The 19,588-nt window shown below is 65.8% G+C and carries 22 protein-coding genes; 9 read left to right on the top strand and 13 right to left on the bottom strand.

Annotated elements, in window-relative coordinates; translation table 11 throughout:
- Positions 1-15: 15 nt before the first annotated feature.
- From G5V65_RS09000 to parE, 6 genes are all read right to left on the bottom strand, one after another.
- Entirely contained in the window at positions 16-312 is a 297-nt protein-coding gene (locus G5V65_RS09000) for a BrnA antitoxin family protein (protein ID WP_165049152.1), read from the bottom strand.
- The gene (locus G5V65_RS08995) at positions 266-541 is read right to left on the bottom strand and encodes a BrnT family toxin (protein WP_165049150.1); all 276 of its coding nucleotides are present in this window, start codon (positions 539-541) and stop codon (positions 266-268) included. Before G5V65_RS08995 ends, G5V65_RS09000 begins: the two co-directional genes overlap by 47 nt.
- Positions 542-604: 63 nt before the next feature.
- Positions 605-898, bottom strand: a complete 294-nt coding sequence (locus tag G5V65_RS08990) for a helix-turn-helix domain-containing protein (RefSeq protein WP_165049148.1) — start codon at positions 896-898, stop codon at positions 605-607.
- On the bottom strand, positions 895-1,233 hold the full coding sequence (locus tag G5V65_RS08985) for a type II toxin-antitoxin system RelE/ParE family toxin (RefSeq protein WP_165049146.1): 339 nt from the start codon (positions 1,231-1,233) through the stop codon (positions 895-897). Before G5V65_RS08985 ends, G5V65_RS08990 begins: the two co-directional genes overlap by 4 nt.
- A 169-nt stretch (positions 1,234-1,402) precedes the next feature.
- Positions 1,403-2,125: a DUF5677 domain-containing protein gene (locus tag G5V65_RS08980; RefSeq protein ID WP_165049144.1), complete on the bottom strand. Its 723-nt coding sequence runs from the start codon at positions 2,123-2,125 to the stop codon at positions 1,403-1,405.
- 101 nt (positions 2,126-2,226) lie between these two features.
- Complete coding sequence (parE, locus tag G5V65_RS08975; protein WP_165049142.1) at positions 2,227-4,182, bottom strand: DNA topoisomerase IV subunit B; 1,956 nt, start codon at positions 4,180-4,182, stop codon at positions 2,227-2,229.
- A gap of 406 nt (positions 4,183-4,588) precedes the next feature.
- On the opposite strand from parE, the gene G5V65_RS08970 reads away from it, so the two are divergent.
- A complete protein-coding gene (locus G5V65_RS08970) occupies positions 4,589-5,470 on the top strand; it encodes an NAD-dependent epimerase/dehydratase family protein (protein ID WP_165049140.1) in 882 nt (293 codons plus the stop codon).
- A gap of 179 nt (positions 5,471-5,649) precedes the next feature.
- On the opposite strand, the gene G5V65_RS08965 is transcribed toward G5V65_RS08970, so the two are convergent.
- Entirely contained in the window at positions 5,650-6,294 is a 645-nt protein-coding gene (locus tag G5V65_RS08965; protein ID WP_165049137.1) for a glutathione S-transferase family protein, read from the bottom strand.
- 212 nt (positions 6,295-6,506) lie between these two features.
- Between G5V65_RS08965 and ppk2 the strand changes: the two genes are divergently transcribed.
- The 4 genes from ppk2 (at position 6,507) to G5V65_RS08945 (ending at position 10,646) form a co-directional block, all read left to right on the top strand.
- Positions 6,507-7,439 carry a polyphosphate kinase 2 gene (gene ppk2, locus G5V65_RS08960; protein ID WP_206526739.1) on the top strand — a complete coding sequence of 311 codons (933 nt, stop codon included), beginning with the start codon at positions 6,507-6,509 and terminating at the stop codon, positions 7,437-7,439.
- 65 nt (positions 7,440-7,504) lie between these two features.
- Positions 7,505-8,134 carry a DUF1007 family protein gene (locus tag G5V65_RS08955; RefSeq protein WP_165049133.1) on the top strand — a complete coding sequence of 210 codons (630 nt, stop codon included), beginning with the start codon at positions 7,505-7,507 and terminating at the stop codon, positions 8,132-8,134.
- Positions 8,119-9,072 carry a nickel/cobalt transporter gene (locus G5V65_RS08950; protein ID WP_165049131.1) on the top strand — a complete coding sequence of 318 codons (954 nt, stop codon included), beginning with the start codon at positions 8,119-8,121 and terminating at the stop codon, positions 9,070-9,072. Before G5V65_RS08955 ends, G5V65_RS08950 begins: the two co-directional genes overlap by 16 nt.
- A 185-nt stretch (positions 9,073-9,257) precedes the next feature.
- Positions 9,258-10,646 carry an MATE family efflux transporter gene (locus G5V65_RS08945; RefSeq protein WP_165049129.1) on the top strand — a complete coding sequence of 463 codons (1,389 nt, stop codon included), beginning with the start codon at positions 9,258-9,260 and terminating at the stop codon, positions 10,644-10,646.
- A gap of 82 nt (positions 10,647-10,728) precedes the next feature.
- Here G5V65_RS08945 and G5V65_RS08940 read toward each other — a convergent pair whose 3' ends face one another.
- The 3 genes from G5V65_RS08940 to G5V65_RS08930 are packed head-to-tail and all read right to left on the bottom strand — an operon-like array spanning position 10,729 to position 12,750.
- Positions 10,729-11,145 carry a hypothetical protein gene (locus tag G5V65_RS08940; RefSeq protein WP_165049127.1) on the bottom strand — a complete coding sequence of 139 codons (417 nt, stop codon included), beginning with the start codon at positions 11,143-11,145 and terminating at the stop codon, positions 10,729-10,731.
- Positions 11,135-11,524, bottom strand: a complete 390-nt coding sequence (locus tag G5V65_RS08935; RefSeq protein WP_165049125.1) for a bleomycin resistance protein — start codon at positions 11,522-11,524, stop codon at positions 11,135-11,137. The genes G5V65_RS08940 and G5V65_RS08935 overlap by 11 nt, the downstream gene beginning before the upstream one ends.
- Positions 11,525-11,547: 23 nt before the next feature.
- Positions 11,548-12,750 carry a pyridoxal phosphate-dependent aminotransferase gene (locus tag G5V65_RS08930; RefSeq protein ID WP_165049123.1) on the bottom strand — a complete coding sequence of 401 codons (1,203 nt, stop codon included), beginning with the start codon at positions 12,748-12,750 and terminating at the stop codon, positions 11,548-11,550.
- Between the two features lie 108 nt (positions 12,751-12,858).
- Between G5V65_RS08930 and G5V65_RS08925 the strand changes: the two genes are divergently transcribed.
- The 3 genes from G5V65_RS08925 (at position 12,859) to G5V65_RS08915 (ending at position 14,124) form a co-directional block, all read left to right on the top strand.
- On the top strand, positions 12,859-13,284 hold the full coding sequence (locus tag G5V65_RS08925; protein WP_241250507.1) for a helix-turn-helix domain-containing protein: 426 nt from the start codon (positions 12,859-12,861) through the stop codon (positions 13,282-13,284).
- A complete protein-coding gene (locus G5V65_RS08920) occupies positions 13,281-13,556 on the top strand; it encodes an FAD assembly factor SdhE (RefSeq protein WP_165049121.1) in 276 nt (91 codons plus the stop codon). The genes G5V65_RS08925 and G5V65_RS08920 overlap by 4 nt, the downstream gene beginning before the upstream one ends.
- Positions 13,557-13,626: 70 nt before the next feature.
- On the top strand, positions 13,627-14,124 hold the full coding sequence (locus G5V65_RS08915) for a MarR family winged helix-turn-helix transcriptional regulator (protein WP_165049119.1): 498 nt from the start codon (positions 13,627-13,629) through the stop codon (positions 14,122-14,124).
- Positions 14,125-14,126: 2 nt separating this feature from the next.
- On the opposite strand, the gene G5V65_RS08910 is transcribed toward G5V65_RS08915, so the two are convergent.
- The 3 genes from G5V65_RS08910 to G5V65_RS08900 form a co-directional block, all read right to left on the bottom strand.
- A complete protein-coding gene (locus G5V65_RS08910) occupies positions 14,127-16,184 on the bottom strand; it encodes a capsular polysaccharide biosynthesis protein (protein WP_165049117.1) in 2,058 nt (685 codons plus the stop codon).
- Positions 16,185-16,191: 7 nt separating this feature from the next.
- Complete coding sequence (locus G5V65_RS08905) at positions 16,192-17,325, bottom strand: polysaccharide biosynthesis/export family protein (RefSeq protein ID WP_241250506.1); 1,134 nt, start codon at positions 17,323-17,325, stop codon at positions 16,192-16,194.
- Positions 17,326-17,419: 94 nt separating this feature from the next.
- Positions 17,420-18,712 (bottom strand): capsule biosynthesis protein, encoded by a 1,293-nt coding sequence (locus tag G5V65_RS08900; RefSeq protein ID WP_165049115.1) that lies wholly within the window; start codon positions 18,710-18,712, stop codon positions 17,420-17,422.
- Positions 18,713-18,902: 190 nt separating this feature from the next.
- Here G5V65_RS08900 and G5V65_RS08895 point away from each other — a divergent pair, with 190 nt between their 5' ends.
- Positions 18,903-19,499: a riboflavin synthase gene (locus G5V65_RS08895; RefSeq protein ID WP_165049112.1), complete on the top strand. Its 597-nt coding sequence runs from the start codon at positions 18,903-18,905 to the stop codon at positions 19,497-19,499.
- Positions 19,500-19,588: the final 89 nt, after the last annotated feature.

Below are 19,588 nucleotides of genomic sequence, written 5' to 3'. Positions count from 1 at the left end.
GCGATCACGTTTCGGTCAGAGGCCGAGGGCACGGCGCAGCGCGGCATTGGCGCGGGTCTGCCAGCCCTTTCCTTGGGCCTTCAGCGCGGCGAGAACGTCGGGGTCAAGGTGGAGGGTGACACGCTTTTTCCGCTGATCCTCGGGCAGGGGGGGGCGGCCGAGTTTGCCGTGGGATTGGAGGATTTTGACGAGTTCGGGGAAGTCCGTGGTCGGACGCTGCCGTGCGAAATCGGCGGCCGTGAGTTCGCGCACATCGCCTTCGCGGTCAGTGAGGGGCGCGGAGGCTGCGCCATGCTTTCTGTTCGCGGTCATTTGCCTTCCTCAAGCTGATGATGCGGATCGTGCCGTTGCGGGGTGTCCAGGCGAGGATGTGGAGTCTGTCGCCAATATAACCTGTCGTGACGATGCGGGGTTCGCCATAATCCGATCTTTCATCCGCCTCATGCGTTGCCGTGGACCAATCGAAATACGCGACCTCGGCGAAGTCGAGGCTGTGCTTGGTCAGGTTGGCTTGGCGTTTGGCCTCGTCCCAGTCCCACATTTATATGCATACATTAAGTGATGCGGCAAGGGGGAGTGTGGGGTGGGGTGGGTTAAGGTGGGGTTAAGCGCCGAGCATCCGCTGCACGATGCCGGGGTCTTTCGCGATCAGGGCGAGGAGGACGCGGGCGGGGCCGTCGGGTCTGCGGCGGTACTGTTCCCAGTTCAGGAGCGTGCCTTTGCTGACGCCGATGGAGCGGGCGAATTCGGCCTGGCTGAGGCCGGTGCTGGCCCGGATCGCGCGGACGTCGGGGGTGGGGACGTCGATATGGTGGGTGATGGCGCCTTCGGTGTGGCCGTTGAGGTAGGCTTCGGCCTCTTTCAGGCCTTGCATGATGCGGTCGAAGGCTTCGCTCATGACAGTCTCCCGTAGGTTTTGGCGATCCGGTCGCCATAGGTTTGCATCTGTTGGGCTTCGGTCGGGGTCAGGTTGTCCTTGTCGTTCTTGGCGAAAACGGTGAGGAGGAAAACCGGGAGGCCCCGTCCGGGTGCGTAGAAGTGGATGGATCGGAAGCCGCCGCTTTTCCCGCCGCCGTCCCGCGCGATGCGGAGTTTGCGGAGGCCACCGCCGAGGGGGATGCCCGCTTCGGGATCGGCGGCGAGGGTGTTCACGAGGGCGATGCGTTCCGCCTCGGTCATCACCGCCTTTGCCTGCCGCAGGAATTCCGGCATCTCCACCACCGTCACCAACATGCCTGCCCCGCGAGATATGCGCCATTGGCGTATGTGTCAATGGCTTATGGGTTCGGGTGGGAGTGTGGGGTGGGGAGGGTTAAGGTGGGGTTAAGGGGTGGTGGGGTGAGGCGCTTCACGGCGGGGTGAACCCCGCCCTACGCGGCTGGAGTGCAAGGAGGGACCCCCGCTATTCTTGCGATTGAAAGTGTTCTGGAACAGCCGCGCGGAAGAAGAGGTCGCAAGCAGTTTCAAGATGGGTGAGATCGGGTGCCAATGTCAAACCAGCAAGGCAAATACCGATCCCTCTGATGGATAGCATTGATGCGGATAACAGGGTGAAGCACAAATCGCCGTAGTCTTGTTCGACGGAGTCTATCGCCGCTTGCTCTGCGTGCGCTAAATCCGATGCTAATCCATACACCATCTTTTCTGCACAGAAGAAGCATAGGCCAGCATTTTTGCTATTTGCATGAATGAAGGCAATCTTTCGGTGTCTATCATGACCGAGCATGGCTTTGGGTTTTCCCGATCCTGCTGGATCAAATTCCTCGATAGCTGATGCTAAAATTGGATGTTGTTTGTTGATCTTCGAGCGCCTTTCGATGCGAATAAGCAAGTCGCCCATCTTTCCAACCTGAACCTGTTCGCGATAATCCTTGTAAACCTTATGCAAGTTAACCCGTCGTGCCACACTTGCCTCGGCAACGGTCAAGTAGGCGGCGTTCAATAGGCTTTCAAAAACTGATCTTGCAAGAATAGACGCGGAAATGGAGTGGGCTGACACCGGATCGAGGAGCTTTTCTATAGCTGATCCAACTGTAATCCCGTGAACAATCTGACTTGTGATTGCTCGATACTGGTCTTTGGTTAAGGGCGACAATTTTGGTGGATTTGCAGACTCAAGGATCATGCAAAGATTTACGCGGTTCAGAATCCAAAGTCCCGTAGCAAAGCAGTCAACTAACTCCGTGGTTTTGGGATCCTTTATACCTTCGCAGACTACGCTCCTTCTCACACATCCAACTCCTCCACAAACCGCGCATTCTCCTGAATGTACTGGAACCGCAGTTCCGGCTTCTTGCCCATCAGGCGTTCGACCAGATCGCCGGTTTCGCCCGGGGCGTCCTCGTCTATGCTCACGCGGATCAGTTTGCGCGACTTCGGGTCCATCGTCGTGTCCTTCAGGTCCTTGGCGTCCATCTCGCCCAGACCCTTGAAGCGTTGCACGTCGATCTTGCCCTTGCCGCCGAGGCCCTTGGCCAGCCATTCCTCTTTCTCGGCATCCGAGGCCACATAGATGCGGCGCGCGCCTTGGGTGAGGCGATACAGGGGCGGGCAGGCGAGGTAGAGGTGGCCCTTGTCGATCAGCGGGCGCATCTGGGTGAAGAAGAAGGTCATCAGGAGCGAGGCGATATGCGCGCCGTCGACATCGGCGTCGGTCATGATGATGATCTTGTCATAGCGCAGGTCGTCGACCTTGAACTTCGTTCCCATGCCGACGCCGAGCGCTTCGCAGATGTCGCGGATTTCGCTGTTGTCGTTCAGCTTGTTCGAGGCCGCGCCGAGGACGTTGAGGATCTTGCCCTTCAGCGGCAGGAGCGCCTGCGTTTCGCGGTCGCGCGCGCCCTTGGCAGAGCCGCCGGCGCTGTCGCCTTCGACGATGAAAAGCTCGGTCCCTTCGCGGTTCTTGGCGGTGCAGTCGGTGAGTTTGCCGGGGAGGCGGAGTTTCTTGGTGGCGGATTTGCGGGCGGTTTCCTTTTCCATCCGGCGGCGCAGGCGTTCTTCGGCGCGCAGGATGAGGAAATCGAGGATGGCGCCTGCGGATTTCGTGTCATTGGCGAGCCAGTTGTCGAAATGGTCGCGCACCGCGCCTTCGACCCATTTCGCGGCTTCTTCGGTGGCGAGGCGGTCCTTGGTCTGGCCTACGAATTGCGGTTCGCGGATGAAGCAGGAGACGAGCGCGCAGCCGCCTGCGATGAGGTCGTCGCGGGTGATGAGTTCGGCCTTGCGGTTCTTCACGAGGTCGCCATAGGCGCGGATGCCTTTCAGGATGGCGGCCCAGAAGCCGCCCTCATGCGTGCCGCCTTCGGGGGTGGGGACGGTGTTGCAATAGGACTGGATGAAGCCGTCGCGGGCCGGGGTCCAGTTGATCGCCCATTCGACGGAGCCGGGGACGTTGTATTTCTCGGTGAAGCTGACCTTTCCCGCGAAGGGGCGGTCGGCATAGGTGGAGGTTTTGGCGAGGCTGTCGGAGAGGTAGTCGGCAAGGCCGCCGGGGAAGTGGAAGGTGGCTTCCTGCGGGGTTTCGCCATCGTTGATGGCGGATTTCCAGCGGATTTCGACACCGGAGAAGAGATAGGCCTTGGAGCGGACCATCTTCAGCAGGCGGGCGGGTTTGAAGGTTTGGGAGCCGAAGATTTCGTGGTCGGCGTGGAAGGTGACGGACGTGCCGCGGCGGTTCGGGGCGGGGCCGACCTTTTCGACGGGGCCTTTGGGGATGCCGCGCGAGAATTCCTGTGCGAAGAGTTCGCGGTTGCGCGCCACTTCGACCCGCATGTGGTCGGACAGCGCGTTGACGACGGACGCGCCGACGCCGTGCAGGCCGCCCGAGGTGGCATAGGCGTCGCCGCCGAATTTGCCGCCCGCATGGAGGGTGCAGAGGATCACTTCCAGCGCGGATTTGCCGGGGAATTTGGGGTGCGGGTCGATCGGGATGCCGCGGCCGTTGTCGCGGATGGTGATGGCGTGATCGGCGTGGAGTTCGACCTCGATCCGCGTGGCATGGCCTGCCACGGCTTCGTCCATCGAGTTGTCGAGGATTTCGGCGACAAGGTGGTGCAGCGCGCGTTCGTCGGTGCCGCCGATATACATGCCGGGGCGCTTGCGGACGGGTTCGAGGCCTTCGAGCACCTCGATGGAGGAGGCGTTGTAGCTTTGGTCCCCGGAGGAGAGGAGGTCGTTGGCCATGCGCTTGCTCGATTCTTTATGGGTGCCGGTTGGGGCGGGATTAGAGCATCGCAGGGGGGGCGGGCGCAAGATGTGGGGGTTACTGGCCGGACGGACTGCTTGTCCCCATCTTTGTTTTCATGTGCTGTGCAGACAAGAAGCGGCGCATTGCCTTATTCGGCGGTTCCGTTGGATGGGAAAGAAGCGACGGCGGAACGATGTACGCGAAGGCTGCCCCCCGTTTCGTAATCAGGACGGGACGACCGTCGGCTTCTGACAAAACGCGCCAGGGAGCGCGCATCTCGGAAATTGTCGCGGTATGAATCGCAGATGACATTGCCGACTACCCTTGCATTCCGAGAGAATGATGCTCGTTCTGTGCCTTGAGGCAAGTCGTGCTGAAGAAACTGGTAAATGGAGGCGGATCATGCGGGTTCTGTTCACGGGCGGGTCGGGGAAGGCGGGGAAGCATGTGGTGGCTTACCTTGCGGCGGCGGGGCACAGGATCGTGAATGTGGACCGGGTGCCTCTGGGGCATGCGGGGGTGCATGATTTCATCGCCGACATCACCGATGCGGGGCAGATGTTTTCGGTGATGTCGGGCCATGCGGGTTATGACGAGCTGGAGGACGGTCCGGCGAAGCCCTTTGACGCGGTGGTGCATTTTGCCGCCATCCCGCGGCTGATGATGTGCGCGGATACCGAGACCTATCGCGTCAACGTCATGGGGACCTACAACGTCATCGAGGCGGCGGTGAAGCTGGGGATCCGTAAGATCATCATCGCGTCGAGCGAGACGACCTATGGCGTCTGTTTCTCCGAAGGGGTGGTGGACCCGAAGGTTCTGCCGCTGGAGGAGGATTACGACATCGACCCGATGGACAGCTATGGCATGTCCAAGAAGGTGAACGAGGTGACGGCGCGCAGTTTCCAGCGGCGGTCGGGGGCGGATATCTATGCGCTGCGGATCGGGAATGTGATCGAGCCGCATGAATATGCGACGGTGTTCCCGCCGTTGAAGGATGATCCGGGGCTGCGGCGCCGGATCACCTTTTCCTATATCGACGCGCGCGATCTGGGGCAGATCGTGGATCTGTGCCTGAAGAAGGACGGTCTGGGCTGGCAGGTGTTCAATGCGGTGAATGACAGCAATTCGGTGCCGCAGGAGAATGCGGAGTTGCTGGCGCGGTTCTTCCCGAAGGTCCCGCTGTCGCGGGAGCTGGGGCCGCAGGAGAGCCTGCTGTCGAACCGGAAGATAAGGGATGTGCTGGGATTCCGCGAGGCGCATGACTGGCGCAGATATGTCTGACCGAAGGCACCCCCTCCCCCAGCCCCTCCCCCGTGAAGGACGGGGGAGGGGAGAGGTCAGGCAGCCTTTCGCGATGGCGCAAACGCTCAGGCAGGCGGCGGCAACCGGGGTACCGGCCGGGAACGGGGTGCCGAGGGGGGTCAAGGGGGGCGCGGTGCGCCCCCCTTGCCTTGGGGGGATCAGCCCGGTTCCGCCTGCCGGGCGGCCCAGAGGGCGCGGAAGGCGGGGCGGGCCTGGGCGGCCTCGATCCAGCGTTTCACATCGGGGAATTCGGCGATCAGCGCGGCATGGCCCTGGGCATAGCGCAGGCATTCGGCGGTGTTGATGTCGGCCACGGTGAAGCGGTTGCCCACCAGCCAGTCGCGCCCTGAAAGATGGGCGTTCAGCCGGGCGAGGGGGCGGCGGAGCCTCTCGGCCGCCACCTTGACGATGCCTTCGCCCATCGCGCCCTCCGGGGCTTGCAGGATCTCCAGCGCCGGGCCTTCCACGGCGGTGGCGGCAAAGAGCGCCCATTGTTCCATCAGCGCGGCTTCGGCGTCGTCCTGCGGCCCGAGCGGGCCGCCATAGCGGCGGGCGAGGTAGAGCGCGATGGCGAGGCTTTCGGTGAGGATCAGGTCGCCGTCCTGCATGGCCGGGATCTGGCCCTGGGGGTTGACCTTGAGGAAGTCGGGCGAGGCGGTGTGGACCGGCGCGCCGGGGGCTGCGGGATCGGGCAGGCGATAGGCCTGGATCACGGGAACATGGGTGAAGGGGGTTCCGGTTTCGTGCAAAAGCCAGAGCGGGCGCGTGGCGCGGGAGCGGTAGACGCCGTAGAGCGTGATCATGCGGGGATCCTTGAGCAGAGATGGTCCGTGGCCCAGAGGCTAGACCGGGATGATCCGCAACATAAGGGGCAAATTCCGCCTTTCTTGACGGGGATCAAGGCGGGTCGTCCGGATCGGTGGCAGGCAGGATCCCTGACCAGCGCGGGAGGTTCGGGATGGATGGCGAACGGAATGTGAAGGAACTTGTGGCTGCAGGGGCCGCCGTTGCCCTGATGCCAATGGATGAGGGGGCAGTGACGGACGGGGCGGAGGGCATGGAGGAGGCGCCTTCGCAGGGGCCGCAGCACTATCCCCGGGTCGATGCAGATCGCATCCGTGCGAGTTTCGAGGGGGGCGTCTACCCCTATCATCGCCCGCTGGGGCGCAAGGCCTATGAGGCCGAGAAGGCAGCCTTGCAGGCCGAGCTTTTGAAGGTGCAGATCTGGGCGCAGGAGACGGGGCAGAAATTCGTCATCCTGATGGAGGGGCGCGATGCGGCCGGGAAGGGTGGCACGATCAAGCGCTTCATGGAGCATCTGAACCCGCGCTATGCGCGTGTCTGCGCGCTGACCAAGCCCAGCGATGTGGAGAAGGGGCAGTGGTTCTTTCAACGCTATATCGCGCATCTGCCGACGGCGGGGGAAATGGTCTTCTATGACCGGTCCTGGTACAACCGCGCGGGGGTGGAGCGGGTGATGGGCTTCTGTTCGCCGGCCGAATACCTTGAATTCATGCGCGAGGTGCCGGAGCTGGAACGGATGCTCGTCCGGTCAGGGATCAGGCTTTACAAATACTGGTTTTCCGTGACGCGGGAGGAGCAGAGGAAGCGCTTCGAGGCGCGCGAGACGGACCCGTTGAAGCGGTGGAAGCTGTCGCCCATCGACAAGGCCAGCTTGGACAAGTGGGACGACTATACCGAGGCGAAGGAGGCGATGTTCTTCTATACCGACACGGCGGATGCGCCCTGGGTCATCGTCAAGTCGGATGACAAGAAGCGGGCGCGATTGAATGCGATGCGGCATTTCCTGTCCACCGTGGATTACCCCGAGAAGGATTGGGAGGTGATCGGGGTGCCGGACCCGTTGATCGTGGGGCGGGCGAGTCAGGTGATCACCGGGGCGGGGCATATCCTGCAGGCGGCGACGCATCCGGCGGTTCGCCGCTGAGGGTGGTTGCAGGGCGGGGGCGCGGGGCCTAACTCTGGTCGCGGAGACGGGGCCTTGGGGTTGGGATGCGGCTGGGTCTGGCGATGGCGGGGATGGTGGCGCTTGCAGGGCCTGCGGGCGCGCATCCGCATGTCTTCATGGAGACCGCGCTGGAGGTGCTGCGGGATGCCGAGGGGCGGGCCGTTTCGCTGCGGGTGACATGGACCTATGACCCGTTCTTCTCGCTGGTGCTGATCACCGAGCGGGGGCTGGACCCGGATGGGGATGGACGCCTGACCGAGGCCGAGACGGCGGCGCTGCAGGGGTTCGACATGAATTGGGAGCCCGGATTTCCGGGGGATACCTATGCCTTTGCGGGCGATGTGCCGCTCGGTCTGTCGGGGCCGCGCGAGGGGCGCGCGCGCTATGAGGGGGGGCAGATCATCTCGTCCCATATCCGCGATCTTGACGTGCCGGTGGCGGGGCTGCTGGTGGTGAAGAATTACGATCCGACCTATTACACCGAATACACCATCCGCGAGGTGCTGGCCGAGGGCTGCACGACCGAGATCGTGGCGCCCGACCTGACCGAGGCGGAGCGGGCCATGCAGGCGGCGCTGGCCGAGATCCCGGCGGATGTGGATATCGAGATGGGCTTTCCCGAGGTGGGGGCGGTCTTTGCGCAGGAGGTGCGGGTCACATGCGGCGGGGCCTGACGCTGGCGGGGATCGGGGTGGCGGTTCTGCTGGCGCTGGTCTGGGGGCTGGGCGGGATCGACGCGCTGGGGCGGATGGCGGCCGAGGCGCAGCGGGCGCTGCAGGCGCCGCTTGCGGGGGCCGTGCGGGCGGTGAAGGCGGGGGAGCCTGCGGCCTGGGCTGGGTTGCTGGTCATATGTTTTGGTTATGGCGTAGTCCATGCAGCGGGGCCGGGGCATGGGAAATTCGTGATCGGTGGTTATGGCGTGGCGCGGCGGGTGCCGGCGCTGCGGCTGTCCTTGGTGGCCTTGGCCGCGTCTCTGGCGCAGGCGGGGGTGGCGGTGGCCCTGGTCTATGCGGGGGTGCTGCTGCTGGGCTGGGGGCGGGAGCGGATGGTGGGGCTGGCCGAGGGCTGGCTGGCGGCGGCGAGTTGGGGGGCGATTGCGGCGCTGGGGCTGTGGCTGGTCTGGCGGGGCGCGCGCGGGGTGATGCGGCAGGGTGGGGAGGGGGTTGGGCATGGGCATCACCATGACCATCACGACCACCACCATCACCACCACCATCACCACCACCATCACCACGACCATGACCACGGGCCGGACTGCGGCTGCGGCCATGCGCACGGGCCGACTGTGGCGCAGGTGGAGCAGGCGCGGGGCTGGCGGGATACGCTGGCGCTGATCGGGGGTGTGGCGGTCAGGCCCTGTTCGGGGGCGCTGTTCCTGTTGATCCTGACCTTCCAGATGGGGATCGGCGCGGCGGGCGTGGCGGGGGCCTTTGCGATGGGTCTGGGCGTGGCGGTCGTCACCGTGGCGGTGGCCGTGCTGGCCGTCTGGTCGCGCGAGGGGGTCCTGGCGGGGCTTGGCGAGGCGCGGGTCTGGCGCGCGCTGCCATGGGTGGAGATCGCGGGCGGGGCGGTGATCGCGGCCTTTGCGCTGGGGATGATCGGCGGGCTGTAGGGGGGGCGAAATCTGACGCAGATTTCGCGGCGTTTTTTGACGCAAAAAACGCTCTTTGCTGTTGGTGCATCGGATAGGGCCCGGAAAATGCGTCATTTTCCGGCGCGTTTTCTGTGTCAGAAAACGCTGCGCTGCGGCGTGGGTGGTGGCTTGTTCCTGCGCTGCGGGGCGGGTAAGCGGGACGGATGACACAACCGCTGAGCCATATGCAGCATGCGCGGGCGCTTCTGGTGCTGGGCCTGCCGCTGATCGGCAGCCATCTGGCGCAGATGGCGCTGCATGTGGCCGATACCGTGATGATGGGCTGGTATGGCGTCACCGAACTGGCGGCCACGGTGCTGGGCGCGTCGAGCTTTTTCGTCATCTTCATCCTCGGCTCCGGCTTTGCACAGGCGGTGATGCCGATGGTGGCCGCCGCTTTGGCCGAAGGGGATGAGACGCAGGTGCGCCGGGATGCGCGGATGGGGTTGTGGCTGTCGATCCTGTTCGGGATGGCCTCTTATCCGCTGTTCTGGTGGTCGGAGGCGGTGCTTCTGGCGCTGGGCCAGAAGCCGGAGGTGGCGGCCCTGGCGCAGGATTACCTGCGGGTGGCGGGGCTGGGGATGATGCCTGCGCTGATGGTCATGGCGTTGAAGAGCTATCTGGCGGCGCTGGGACGGACGCAGGTGGTGCTTTGGGTGACGCTGGGATCGGTCGGTCTGAATGTCGCGATGAACTGGATGTTCATCTTCGGCAATTGGGGCGCGCCCGAGCTGGGCGTGGTGGGCGCGGCGCTGGCGACGCTGGCGGTGCAGGTGGCAAGCGTTCTGGCCCTTGGTCTTTATGCCGGGTGGCTGCCGGAGTTGCGCCGGTTCCGGCTGTGGCAGCGGTTCTGGCGGGCCGATTGGGTGGCCTTTGGCCGGGTGTTCCGGCTGGGCTGGCCCATCGGCGTGACGGGGCTGATGGAGAGCGGGCTGTTTCAGGCGAGCGCCCTGATGATGGGCTGGATCGGGACGGTGGAACTGGCGGCGCATGGGATCGCGATGGAGGTGGCGGCGCTGGCCTTCATGGTGCATCTGGGGCTTTCCAATGCCGTGACGATCCGCACGGCCCATGCCGACGGATCGGGCGATCTGCCGGGCATGCGTGCGGGCGGGATCGCGGGGATTGCGCTGTCGATGGGGTTCGGGGTGGCGATGGTGGGGCTGTTCCTGGCCTTTCCGGCGCCCATCATCGCGCTGTTTCTGGACATGGCGAAACCGGAAAGCGCGCAGATCGTGGCCTTCGGCACGGTGCTGCTGGCGCTGGCGGCCTTGTTCCAGCTGGCCGATGCGATGCAGGTGATCGCGCTGGGCCTGCTGCGCGGCGTGCAGGATACGCGCGTGCCCATGTGGCTGGCGGCCGTGAGCTATTGGGGGGTGGGCATACCCTGCAGCTATGTGCTGGCCTTCGTGCTGGGCTGGGGCGCTGTGGGTGTCTGGCTGGGGCTGGTGGTGGGGCTGGTGATCGCGGCGGCCAGCCTGATGTGGCGGTTCTGGTCGGGTATCGGGCGGCGGAGCGCGCTGGCGGGATCGCGGGAAGAGGTGGCGGGGTGAACCCCTACAAGGCGGGGTGAACCCCTACGAGGCGGGGTGAACCCCTGCAAGGCGGGGTGAACCCCGCCCTACGGTTCCTGCGTCACTCGGCGGCCTTGGCTGCCCGGGCCAGACGATCCGCCTTGCGTTTGACAAGGACGGAGCGCAGGTCGTGCATGGCCAGCAGCAGGCTGTCGGTCACCTCTTCGAGATCGGCATCGGTTGCGCGTGACTGCGCCCATTGCGCGGTGAGGTTCAGGTGATCCATCGCGCGGTGGATGTCTTCGATGTCGCGCCGGGCAAGATCGCGGCTGCGACGCTCCATCCAGTCCCGGATCATCGCGCGTTCGTCGGGGGTAAGCTCATGATCGCCATGCGGCTTTATGTTGCCGTTGCGGATGTTGATCGTGGCGATCTCGTCCAGTTCGATGCGGCGCTGGCGGTTCTCGGTATCCACCTTGAACACGACAGCGCCGTTGTCACGGATGCGGAAGTAGTATTCGGGCAGGTCAGCAGGCATCGTCGTCCTTCCCTGCATCGCGGTTGTCGATCACCCGCAGCAGCGATCCGTCGGGATCGACCAGCGCGAACATGCGCGGCGCGGCGCCGGGCCGGAAGAAGCCGGTGATGCGGGGGATGGCGGTTTGGTCCGTGGGCAGGCCGAGGCTGCCCCATTCGGCCTGAAGGGCATCCGGATCGTCGACGCGGAGACAGGCCGAGAACCAGCTTGTCGCGGGATCGAGTTCGGGATGCGGGAAGAATTCCAGCATCAGGGGGCCGCGTTCAAGGATCATCCAGCCGTCATCGCGAAAGGACGGCGCGAAGCCAAGTCGGGCGTAGAACGCCTGTGTCGCCGTCATGTCGCGGGCGGGAAGGTTGGCGGTGATCCTGTCCGGCATGATCCCTTTCCCCTTCGGCCCTGTCACACCAGGGCGGCACAGAACTTCTGGATGCGGGTGCAGGCCTCGGCCAGGACCGCATCGGCGGTAGCGTAGCTGACGCGGAAGTTCGGCGATAGTCCGAAGGCGGCCCCGAAGACCACGGCGACGCCGGTTTCTTCGAGAAGCGCTTCGGCGAAGACCTCGTCATTGGTGATGATCTTGCCGCCGGGCGTGGCCTTGCCGATGCAGCCCGAAATGTCGGGATAGACGTAGAAGGCCCCTTCGGGCGTGGGGCAGGTGATTCCCTTGGCCTGGTTCAGCATGGAGACCACCAGATCGCGGCGGCGCTGGAAGAGGGCGCGGTTCTCGGCCAGGAAATCCTGCGGGCCGGTGAGCGCCTCGAGTGCCGCATATTGCGCGACGGAGCAGGGGTTGGAGGTGGACTGGCTCTGGATCGTTCCCATTGCCTTGATCAGCGCCACGGGGCCCGCGGCATAGCCGATGCGCCAGCCGGTCATGGCATAGGATTTGGACACGCCGTTGCAGGTGAGGGTGCGGTCATAGAGGCCCGGTTCCACCTCGGCCGGGGTGCAGAACTTGAAATCGTCGAAGACGAGATGTTCGTACATGTCGTCCGACATCACCCAGACATGCGGGTGGCGCATCAGGACGTCGCACAGCGCCTTCAGTTCATCCCGCGTATAGCCCGCCCCGGTGGGGTTGGAGGGGGAGTTGAAGATGAACCATTTGGTCTTGGGCGTGATCGCGGCTTCGAGCTGTTCGGGGGTGAGCTTGAACTGCGTCTCGATCCCGGCCACGACGGGGACGGGGGTGCCGCCTGCGAGAAGGACCATGTCGGGATAGCTGACCCAGTAGGGGGCGGGGATGATGACTTCGTCACCCGGGTTCAGCGTGGCCATGAGGGCGTTGTAGAGGATCTGCTTGCCGCCCGTGCCGACGGTGACCTGCGCGGGGGTGTAGGTGAGGCCGTTCTCGCGCAGGAATTTGGTGCAGATCGCGGCCTTGAGTTCGGGGATGCCGTCGACGGCGGTGTACTTGGTCTTGCCTGCGTCGATCGCGCGCTTGGCGGCGTCCTTGATGTTCTGCGGCGTGTCGAAATCGGGTTCGCCCGCGCCAAGGCCGATGATGTCGCGCCCTGCCGCCGCCAGTTCGCGCGCCTTGTTGGTGACGGCGATGGTGGGCGAGGGTTTCACACGGGCGAGCGTGTCGGACAGGAAGGCCATGATGCGGGCACCTTTTCGGGAACGGGCTAAGGGTTTGTCTTTTCCGGTGCATGGTCTTAGGGTTGGCCCCCCCTGCAATCAAGCGATATCGGAAGAAGGAGAGGCAAGATGGCGGAACATGGCACGGGTGCGGCGATGCTGCGCGAGGAGGCGCTGGTGTTCACCGATGATGTGGCGACCTTTGGCGACAGGCTGACCCATGCGCGCGAGGCGGCGGGGCTGAGCGTCGCGGGGCTGGCGCGGCGGCTGGGCGTGCGGCGGCCGCTGGTGGAGGCCTGGGAGGAAGATCAGCGCGAGCCGCGGGCGAACCAGTTGCAGATGATGTCAGGCATGCTGGGCGTTTCCCTGCGCTGGCTGCTGACGGGCGAGGGCGGCGCGGAAGAGGCCCCGCCCGTGGGCGGACCGCTGCCCGAAGAGGCGCGGCGCGTGATGGGCGAACTGGCGCAGATGCGGGTGGAGATGCTTGCGCTTGTCGGGCGGATGGGCGAATTGGAAAGCCGTCTGCGGGCGGATCTAGGTGCGGGACGGACATGACGGAATCGGCGGAGGCACGGCTGAAGCGAATGGCGATGCGCAGCTGGCGGCGCGGGACCAAGGAAATGGATCTGGTGCTGGGCCCCTGGGCGGATGCGCATCTGGCAGGGCTGGATGAGGGGCGGCTGGCGGTCTATGACCGCCTGCTGGCCGAGAATGACCAGGATCTGATGGCCTGGATCCTGGGGCAAGGGCAGCCGCCCCAGGAGATCGCGCCGCTGCTGGCCGAGATCGCCGCCTTTGCCCGGGCGCGGCTGGTGCCGCGCGGCTGAGCCGCCCTTTACCGGATATTGGGGTTTTTCCCTGATTCTGCCCTTCGTCGATCAAGGACGGAGGGTTGCGATGACGGTGCAGGAAGCGGTGCTGGACGGCTCTGACAAGGCCTTTCAGGCCGGGTATCTGGACATGCTGGGGCTGGTCGAGCGGCTGCACAGGCTGCTGCTCGATGTGATCAAGGATGAATTCGAAAGGCTGGGGATCGTCGAGGTGAACCCGGTGCAGGGCTTGCTGCTGTTCAACATCGGCGAGAACGAGGTCAGCGCCGGGGAGTTGAAGAGCCGCGGCTTCTATCAGGGGTCGAATGTCAGCTACAACCTGAAGAAGCTGGTCGAGGCGGGCTATATGCATCACCAGCGGTCGGAGGTGGACCGCCGGTCTGTCCGGGTGCGGCTGACGGAAAAGGGGCGCAGGTTGCGCGGGACGATCGCGGATCTGTTCGGCCGCCATGCCGGAGTGATGCATCGGCGCGGCACGCTGGATGCGGCCGGGTTGGACCAGATCGCACAGGGGCTGCGCCGGACGGAGCGGTTCTGGATGGAGCAGATCAGGTATATCTATTGATGTCAGCGCCAGAGATGCGCCTGTCCGGCCAGAAGGCCCTGCAGCTTTGCCAGCAGGCGATTGGCCGCACCCGGATAGGGCAGCGCGCCCTGGGCCAGGCGTTCCAGCGCCAGTTCGGGCGGGCAGGGGCGGCGCGTCAGCGGATCGAGGTAGCGCGGATAGGCGATGAGCGCGGCATGGACAAGGCCGGCAAGGCCCGGGCGTGGCTGCAGGCTGCCATCCGGGCGGCGCAGGCGGCGCTGCGGCACGGGGCCGAGATCGCGGGTCAGCCCCCAGCCGGCATAGAAGGGCGCGCCCAGCGTGGTGACGGGCTTGCCGCGCAGAAGCGCCTCGAATCCGAGGGTGGAGGTGATCGTCCAGACCTCGTCGCAGGCGGCGATGAGGGCGAGGGGATCGGCCTTGTGCAGCGTCAGATCGGCCAGGCGGGCGAGATCGTCCGGCGGGATCGCGCCGGGGCGGAGGCCTGCCTCGACATCGGGGTGGGGCTTGTAGAGGATGACGGCATCGGGATTGTCGGCGCGGACCCGTTCCAGAAGGGCGCGGTTGCTGCGGATATCGCCCGCGCCAAGGCGGATGGAGGCGTCGTCTTCGACCTGACCGGGAACAAGGATGCGGTGACCGGGCGGCAGATCGGGCAGGGGAGCGGCGGCGAGGTTGTATTTGGTCAGGCCAAGCGCGGTGATGCGGGCGATCAGCGCCTCGGCCCGGGCAAGGCCGCCGGGGGGGGGCGGGGCAAGGATCAGCCGTTCAAGGCGGCTTTCCTGGCCGGGATCGTAATAGATGCCCAGATCATCCGTCACCAGCGAGAGGGGGGGGATCAGATCTGCCCCCAGCCCGCGCGAGCGGAGAAAGCCGTCCTCGACCCGCAGAAGGGGGATGTCGGGCGGCAGGTCGGGCGGCAGGCGGCCGGCCCAGCCGATCAGCCCGCGCCCCGAGCGGCGGGCCAGGGCGGCGGCCTTGTCCGCATTGGCGGCAAAGACCAGCGGGCGCTGACGGCCGAAGAAATCCTGCAGGTGGCGGCGTTTCCACAGCCGCATCCCCAGCGCCACATGGCCGGTTCTGTCGGCCCGGAAGGCGCGTGCGTCGGACTCGAGCTGATCGACGGCCTCTTCGAAGCTGCAGAGGCGGCGGCGCAGGGGATCGAACCAGACCGGCGCCAGGATCATGGCGGCGGCGAAGAGTTGCACGCGGGTCAGGTTGCGCCCGCGGCGGGGCGGGGGCACCTCATCCGCCGTCAGGCCCCAGCCGGCATAGAAGGGCTGGCCGAAGATGCGGGGGCGATGACCGGCGAGGATCGCCTCGAACCCCATCTGCGAGGAGACGGTATAGACGGCGATGGCCCCTTCCAGCAGACGCCAGGGCGAGACGGGGGCATCGTGAAGGGTGACGCCGGGGGGCAGATGCGCCGGGTCGAAATGGCCCGGGCGCAGGCCAAGGCGGGTTTCGGGATGGGACTTGATCAGGATCGGCGCTGCGGGATGATCGTCGCGGGCACGGGCCAGCATGTCCTGAAAGGTGGCGGCATCGGCCCCCGAGCAGCGCAGAGAGGCATCGCCGCGGGTCTGGTCGATCAGCAGGACATAGCCGGGCGGTGGCGGGGCGAGGGCCGGATCGTGGAGGTTGTATTTCGACAGATCCGCCGCGATCAGCCGCTGTATCCCCACCCGCGCGCGGTTCAGAAGGACAGTGTCATCCAGCGGCGCGGTGGCAAGGAGGCGCTCCAGAAGCGAGGGCTGCGCGGGATCGAAATGCACCCCCAGCGGATCAATCAGAAGGCCCAGCGGCGCATCGCCCATGCGACCGGGGCGGAGCGAGCGGAGGAAGGCATCCTCGATGCGGATCAGCGGCACCTGACGGCGGGCGGCTACCGCCTCGCCGCGCGGGGCGGTGGGCGAGCGGCCCCAGACCACGACGCCTTCGCCCGGGCGCGGCAGGCCGGGGATCAGGTCATGCCCGGCGGCAGACAGGATGCGGCGCAGGCCGGGCGAGAGGAAGCCGCCATTCAGGAAGCGAAGCCGCCGGGGGATCGCCCCGGCGGTGATGTCGTCCGGCCCGCCCATGGGCGGATCAGTTCGCCCCGGTGGCGCTGCTGAGCGAATCGGCCGCCTGCGCCGTGCCGGTCAGGGCGCCGATGGTCTTTTGCCACTGAACATAGGGCGCTTCGGTGACATAGACGGTGTCGCCGTCGCGGATCAGGAAATCGCGCGCCTCGAACATGCCGGTGGGCTGGGTCAGATCCAGCACGTAGATCATGCGCTGCGCGCCGGTCAGATCGTTGCGGCCCAGCACCGAATTGGCAATCTCGGCGGGTTCGTTGCGGAAGACGAAGACGCCGGTCGGATCGGCAAGGCTGGTGTTCAGCCCGCCGACGATGGCCAATGCCTCGATCGCGGAAAGGTTCTGGCTTTCGAAGGGCACGCGGTTCTGCGCGCCGGTCGCGCCGAGGGCGACGAAGGCGCGGGTATCCTCTTCGATCACGATCTGGTCGCCGGCCCGCAGCGCGATGTCGAGGCGCGGGTTTTCATAAAGGTCGAGCAGCCAGACCTTGCCGGTCTGCCCATGGCGGGTGACGCGGACGATGGCGGTTTCGGGGTCGATCGTCACGCCCCCGGCGCGGGCCACCATGGAAGAGAGCGTGCGGGTGGGCCGTTCGATCGGATAGACGCCCTGCGCGCCCGCCGCGCCCGAGATGGTGACGGTGGCCCCGTCGCCCGCGACGCGCTGCACGATCACCTGCGGATCGGGCGTCTGCGGATCGAGTTTCTTGGCGATTTCGGTGCGCAACTCTTCCGGCGAGGCGCCTGCGGCGCGGATGCGCCCGGCATAGGGGATGAAGATGAAGCCTTCGCCATCCACCTGCAGTTCCTGCAGTTGCGACAGGCGCTGGCCGGAATTGCCCAGAAGCGGATCGTCCTTGACGTTTTCATAGACCGTGACGGTCAGCCGGTCGCCGGAGGAGATGACATCCGATCCCAGCCGCCCGGCGGAAAGGAAGCTTCCCGAAAAGCCCAGCGAGGGCGTGACGGCGGTCGCCCGGGTGACACGACTGTTCACCGTGACGACGAAGGCATCGCCTTCGCGCAGGACGGAGCCTGCGAAGATTTCCTTCTTGTTCGGGCCGCTGCGCGGCAGGCCGCAAGCCGCGACCGTGCCCATAAGCACAACCAGGGCCACGGCCCTGGCCCCGTAAGATACCGACATTTTCACTGCTCGGGCTCCTTGATGGAGTTTGCCTCAAGTTTTGACATGAGGTTACAGCAGCTTTGGGGATTTTGACAAACACTGAGTTCGCGGATCAGTCCGCGAGGTGCAACTGTTGCCGATGCGCCGCGTTGCCGAGGCGGAGGGCATCATAGGGATCGTCGGGCGAAAGCATCATGTCGGTGACATGGCGCAGGAGTTCGCGGCGCCCGCGGGCGGAATAGAAGCCGCCGGGAACCTGTGAGGTTTCAAGCAGATAGCGGCGATAGTCGCGATAGGCGCGCAGATCGGGCCGGGTGGGTGCTGCGAAGAATTCCGGCAGCGGCTGGGTCGAGACGAAGTCGGGCTTGGCATAGACCGCATCGCCGAAGGTGCGCAGCGGCAGGCCGCGCCACAGCACCTGCTGACCAGCCGTGGAGTTCACGGTGATGGCGGAGCGGGCGAGATCGAGCAGGGGGCCGAGCTTGCCGCCGGGGAGATAGTGGACGCGGTCGGTGACGCCGTGAAGGGCGGCGAGGCGCGCGATTTCGGCCCGGAGGGGGACGCGGCCATCCTCGAGCGGGTGGGCCTTGAAGACGAGGTGGTGATGCGCGGGCGCGCCTGCGGCGAAGCCTTCCATCACCACGGCGAGGAATTCGGTCATGGACTGGAAGGGGGAATGGGTGCGGAAACTGGCATCATGTTCCAGTTGCAGCAGCACGAGATGGAAGGGATGGCCGGAATGGCGGATCGCGGCCGTCTTGAGGATGCGTTCCCAGCGGTGGACGGGTTGCAGCAGGAAGCGGCGGAGATGGAGTTTCGCCTCTTGCCCCACGGTGAGCGCGCGGTGGGGGCGGAAGCCGGGATAGGTGGCGCGGCCCGCGAAGACGAAGAGATGGTAGAGCGCGCCCCAGAAGATGTGCTGGCGCATGTCGCCCCAGGCGGTGGGGGCGTCGGGCTGATCGGAGGGCGAGCGCGCAAGCGCGCTGCGCATGTCGGCCACGTCGAGCCGCATGAGCCGGGAATGGCCGTTGGAGCCGCCGCGTTCATAGGTGACCCAGTAGGGGCGGAGATAGCCTTCCTCGAAGACATGCAGCGTCAGGCCGCGCTGGCGGGCGGCGGCGACGGCGGTGGCGTGGATCGGGCGGGTGTCGCCATAGAGGACGATGTCGGTCACCGCATGGCGGGCGAGAAGGCTGTCCAGCGTGGCGGGCCAGTCTTCGGGCGTGCCGTGATAGGGGGTGTAGCTGGCGCGGTCGGGCCAGAAGGCCTGATCGCCGCGGTTGAAGCCCACGCGATGGACCTGCGCACCGGCGGCGCGCAGCATGCGGCCGAGGCGATGGAAGAAGGGGCCGTGCGGCCCTTGCAGGAAGAGGAAGCTTCGGCTTGCGCCGGCGGATACTCGCATCTTGCGCCCCATGGACGGCCCCCCTTGCGCGCCGCAGGCGGAGTGGCCCCGGCAAGCAGGATAGGCATTACTCGTTACAGAGGCCAGTCTGTCGGATCGTCGCGGCAAAATTGCGGCAGCGCGCGGGGTGGATTGCCCATCGGCGGTGGCGGGGCTAGGTCTGGGGGCGGATCAGGAAGGGAGAGGCGGGATGTTCACCGGAATCGTGACCGATATCGGCGAAGTGCTGGAAACCGAGCGGCGCGGCGACCTGCGGGCCCGAATCGGCACGGCCTATGATGTGGAGGGCATCGACATCGGGGCCTCGATCGCCTGTGACGGGGTCTGCCTGACGGTGATCGCGCTGGGGCGCGCGCCGCGGAACTGGTTCGATGTGGAGATTTCGGCCGAAAGCCTGTCGAAGACCAATCTGGGCGACTGGGCCCCGGGGAAGAGGATCAACCTGGAGCGCGCGCTGAAGGTGGGGGACGAGTTGGGCGGGCATATCGTTTCGGGCCATGTGGACGGGCTGGCCGAGGTGGTGGCGCTGCGGCCCGAGGGGGATTCGCTGCGCGTGACCTTTCGCGCGCCCCATGCGCTGGCCGGATTCATCGCGCCAAAGGGATCGGTCGCGCTGAACGGCACCTCATTGACGGTGAACGAGGTGGAGGGGACGGATTTCGGCATCAACTTCATCCCCCATACGCAGAAGGCCACGACCTGGGGCGGGGTGAAGGCGGGGGATCGGGTCAACCTCGAGGTGGATACGATGGCGCGCTATGTCGCGCGGCTGCGCGACTGGGCCTGATCGGGCGCTTTTCTTGGGGCGGCGGGCGCGCGGGGGCGAATTTTCTGCGAAAATTCGGCCCGCCCGGGGGCGGGCTGCGCCTGTCATCG

Source organism: Paragemmobacter kunshanensis (assembly GCF_011059185.1).
In the GTDB taxonomy this organism is placed as follows: domain Bacteria; phylum Pseudomonadota; class Alphaproteobacteria; order Rhodobacterales; family Rhodobacteraceae; genus Paragemmobacter; species Paragemmobacter kunshanensis.
Note: the sequence above shows the minus strand (reverse complement) of the source record. Positions and strands in the feature narration are given on the sequence as shown.

Excerpts from the sequence above, each read along its gene's own strand:
- G5V65_RS08935 (WP_165049125.1), bottom strand. The coding sequence starts at position 11,524 with ATGCCGGACAGGATCACCGCCAACCTTCCCGCCCGCGACATGACGGCG.
- parE (WP_165049142.1), bottom strand. The coding sequence starts at position 4,182 with ATGGCCAACGACCTCCTCTCCTCCGGGGACCAAAGCTACAACGCCTCC.
- G5V65_RS08995 (WP_165049150.1), bottom strand. The coding sequence starts at position 541 with ATGTGGGACTGGGACGAGGCCAAACGCCAAGCCAACCTGACCAAGCAC.
- G5V65_RS08940 (WP_165049127.1), bottom strand. The coding sequence starts at position 11,145 with ATGCCTGCTGACCTGCCCGAATACTACTTCCGCATCCGTGACAACGGC.
- G5V65_RS08905 (WP_241250506.1), bottom strand. The coding sequence starts at position 17,325 with ATGTCGGTATCTTACGGGGCCAGGGCCGTGGCCCTGGTTGTGCTTATG.
- G5V65_RS08950 (WP_165049131.1), top strand. The coding sequence starts at position 8,119 with ATGCGGCGGGGCCTGACGCTGGCGGGGATCGGGGTGGCGGTTCTGCTG.
- G5V65_RS08895 (WP_165049112.1), top strand. The coding sequence starts at position 18,903 with ATGTTCACCGGAATCGTGACCGATATCGGCGAAGTGCTGGAAACCGAG.
- G5V65_RS08965 (WP_165049137.1), bottom strand. The coding sequence starts at position 6,294 with ATGATCACGCTCTACGGCGTCTACCGCTCCCGCGCCACGCGCCCGCTC.
- G5V65_RS08980 (WP_165049144.1), bottom strand. The coding sequence starts at position 2,125 with ATGATCCTTGAGTCTGCAAATCCACCAAAATTGTCGCCCTTAACCAAA.
- G5V65_RS08900 (WP_165049115.1), bottom strand. The coding sequence starts at position 18,712 with ATGCGAGTATCCGCCGGCGCAAGCCGAAGCTTCCTCTTCCTGCAAGGG.
- ppk2 (WP_206526739.1), top strand. The coding sequence starts at position 6,507 with ATGCCAATGGATGAGGGGGCAGTGACGGACGGGGCGGAGGGCATGGAG.
- G5V65_RS08910 (WP_165049117.1), bottom strand. The coding sequence starts at position 16,184 with ATGGGCGGGCCGGACGACATCACCGCCGGGGCGATCCCCCGGCGGCTT.
- G5V65_RS08990 (WP_165049148.1), bottom strand. The coding sequence starts at position 898 with ATGAGCGAAGCCTTCGACCGCATCATGCAAGGCCTGAAAGAGGCCGAA.
- G5V65_RS09000 (WP_165049152.1), bottom strand. The coding sequence starts at position 312 with ATGACCGCGAACAGAAAGCATGGCGCAGCCTCCGCGCCCCTCACTGAC.
- G5V65_RS08925 (WP_241250507.1), top strand. The coding sequence starts at position 12,859 with ATGGCGGAACATGGCACGGGTGCGGCGATGCTGCGCGAGGAGGCGCTG.
- G5V65_RS08945 (WP_165049129.1), top strand. The coding sequence starts at position 9,258 with ATGACACAACCGCTGAGCCATATGCAGCATGCGCGGGCGCTTCTGGTG.
- G5V65_RS08930 (WP_165049123.1), bottom strand. The coding sequence starts at position 12,750 with ATGGCCTTCCTGTCCGACACGCTCGCCCGTGTGAAACCCTCGCCCACC.
- G5V65_RS08970 (WP_165049140.1), top strand. The coding sequence starts at position 4,589 with ATGCGGGTTCTGTTCACGGGCGGGTCGGGGAAGGCGGGGAAGCATGTG.
- G5V65_RS08985 (WP_165049146.1), bottom strand. The coding sequence starts at position 1,233 with ATGTTGGTGACGGTGGTGGAGATGCCGGAATTCCTGCGGCAGGCAAAG.
- G5V65_RS08955 (WP_165049133.1), top strand. The coding sequence starts at position 7,505 with ATGCGGCTGGGTCTGGCGATGGCGGGGATGGTGGCGCTTGCAGGGCCT.
- G5V65_RS08915 (WP_165049119.1), top strand. The coding sequence starts at position 13,627 with ATGACGGTGCAGGAAGCGGTGCTGGACGGCTCTGACAAGGCCTTTCAG.
- G5V65_RS08920 (WP_165049121.1), top strand. The coding sequence starts at position 13,281 with ATGACGGAATCGGCGGAGGCACGGCTGAAGCGAATGGCGATGCGCAGC.